The 2256-nt window shown below is 40.2% G+C and carries 1 protein-coding gene and 3 pseudogenes; 1 reads left to right on the top strand and 3 read right to left on the bottom strand.

Annotated features, from left to right (window positions below; all coding sequences use genetic code 11):
* Nucleotides 1-183: 183 nt before the first annotated feature.
* Nucleotides 184-404 (top strand): annotated as a pseudogene (locus tag SORDD16_RS10520) (transposase); the annotation flags it as partial.
* Between the two features lie 56 nt (nucleotides 405-460).
* On the opposite strand, the pseudogene tnpC reads toward SORDD16_RS10520, so the two are convergent.
* The 3 genes and pseudogenes from tnpC to tnpB all read right to left on the bottom strand — a co-directional run bounded on the left by tnpC (nucleotide 461) and on the right by tnpB (nucleotide 1960).
* A pseudogene (gene tnpC, locus SORDD16_RS11275) lies at nucleotides 461-1631 on the bottom strand (IS66 family transposase).
* 12 nt (nucleotides 1632-1643) lie between these two features.
* A pseudogene (locus SORDD16_RS12190) lies at nucleotides 1644-1796 on the bottom strand (transposase domain-containing protein); the annotation flags it as partial.
* Entirely contained in the window at nucleotides 1793-1960 is a 168-nt protein-coding gene (tnpB, locus tag SORDD16_RS02630) for an IS66 family insertion sequence element accessory protein TnpB (RefSeq protein WP_081215112.1), read from the bottom strand. The gene tnpB and the pseudogene SORDD16_RS12190, both read right to left, overlap by 4 nt.
* Nucleotides 1961-2256: the final 296 nt, after the last annotated feature.

Here is a 2256-nt window from a genome sequence, read left to right as displayed (position 1 = left end):
ATCCATTTTATTAGATATAGTGTAATATTCTTAAATCTGTCCCCAAGTGCTTTAAAAACTCTTCTGTAATCTAGGTATTCTCTTTGACGATAATTAATAACCAGTGAGACATCATTAAAAGTTCTTTAGAATGTTTAGAAATGAAGTACATCAAAGATAAAGTCAACAAGGTACATCTCTCCTTTTCAGATCATGGTTCTAGCTTTTCTTAAATCCAAATCCCACATCCATAATACCCTTGAATCCCTTGATCCCAATACCAAATTAAAGGCAACCAACAAGCTTATCAAGGACATAAAACGACAAGCCTTTGGTTTTAGAAACTTCAAAAACTTTAAAACAAAATTTTGGTAACTTTGAACATCATAAAAGAGAGAACCAATATGGTCCTCTCTAGATGTTAGCTATGAGTCACCCACTACAGTTGACAAAGAGGTATCAAACTCTGGAACGTTTTTTTCTATTTGCACTTCTTCTGAACAGTTTCAGCCCACGGTAAATAAGTCTCTAGAACTTCTTTTTTAGCGAGTGTTTCCTCGTTCGGTAAGTGTTCTAAAAGATAAGTCATATATCTCTCTGAATCAAGTCCGTGTTGCTTGGCTGTTTCTAATAAACTTAAAATAATAGCCGTTGACTTAGAACCCTCAAAACTTTGAGAAAAAAGCCAGTTTTTTCGTCCCATGACGAGGGATTTGATGGATTGTTCTGCTAGATTGTTAGACAAAACCGGCCTGACATCTTCCAACACGGTTCGGAAAGTACTCTCGTATTTGAGACTGTATTCCAAGCCTCTACCTAACTTAGAACCTGACAAAACAGCCTGCGCACAGCACTAGGCGAAAAACTCAGCCATCAAGGGAATCACCTCTGTCTGGCGTTTATGCAGTCGCTCCTCAGTAGACAAGTTCGCCCATGCACTTTCCAAGGCAAACAGGCGATCGTAATAGGCTAATCCCTTAGCTCCTAAAGAGGTTTTATCTGACTGTCTAGGAGTAGCCTCGAAGAATTTCCTTCTAACATGCGCCCAACAACCAACTAGCTTTTTCTAACTGCCTATAGGCTGACCACATGTCACAACGAACATAGCTTGTGTAATCCCCAAGAAATTCCTCCACAACCAAGCCACTCCGACATTTATTATGATGATAGAGGGTGATGTCCTTTTTCTCATGTTTCCCAGACAAGAAAGTCCAGTAGTAGGTCAATTGGCTATCTCCTTCCGACTGATGGGCAATCCAAGCTTGTGCCAATCCTCTTCCTGACGGTAATTGGGCACCTTAAGATTGAACTTATGGTGAATGGTGTGAGCGATAATAGAGCCAGAACCTAAGCTATGTGCTAAAGGAACCTTAGGAATTGGAGCCTTGATCACCTTATCGCTAAGGCTCTTCTGACTACATGCCTGACATTTATAGACATGCTGGACATGGGTAATCCGTTTTAATTGTTCAGGAATAAAGACCAATTCTTGACCTTGAACAGTCGAACCAATCTCCTTCAACTGACTGTGACAATCTGGACGGGTGCAATCTATGCTCCCTTGAGATCATGGTGCACCATTTCTGGAGTAAATTGGCTAAAAATAGCTTGACGAACGCCCTTAGCCTTGCCTTCTTGCGTTTATAGGTAATGTCTCTGTTTCTATTGGGTAAGTCAGCGTCTTTTTCTGGCAGGCTTTCCTCACCAAACAAGCTCAGCTGACCAGGTTGATAGACCACTTTCTCAGATGACTTACCATAGAGCTTTTGAGTTAGATAAGCCACTTGTTCACGAAGGAGGTCGAGCTCGTTGGTCATCCTTTTATCAACCAATCGACTTGTTCAGAAGTAAGAGCTTTAACCTCCTGTTCATTGTTGACCCACGTCAATTTTCTATTCTCAAAATGTTTATACAACAACCAAAACCCTTGACCGTCCCAGTAAAGGACTTTGAAACGTTCTTTTTGTCCTCCGTAAACCAGAAAAACCTGGCCTAAATCACTGAGTCGGATGGTTATAGAACAGTATCTTATCCAAGATGGTTTCTAGTGTCTCTTGGCTAATCGATTGAAAGAATGTGAGTTCAAATTTTTCACAGCGAACTTTCATTAGAATATCATTTCTGCTTTTCTTATCAAAGTGACGAGATTGAGGAACAGACAAAGGGACGATGGAGGTGCCATCAAAATATCCTCCAGTTTTAGTTTTTCTAACAGTATACTGGAGAATAGAAAAACTAAAAAGACACCTTGTTATTGGGTGGTTACTGACAAAGAGG

The organism is Streptococcus oralis, from assembly GCF_001578945.1.
Taxonomy (GTDB): Bacteria; Bacillota; Bacilli; order Lactobacillales; family Streptococcaceae; genus Streptococcus; species Streptococcus oralis_Q.
Note: the sequence above shows the minus strand (reverse complement) of the source record. Positions and strands in the feature narration are given on the sequence as shown.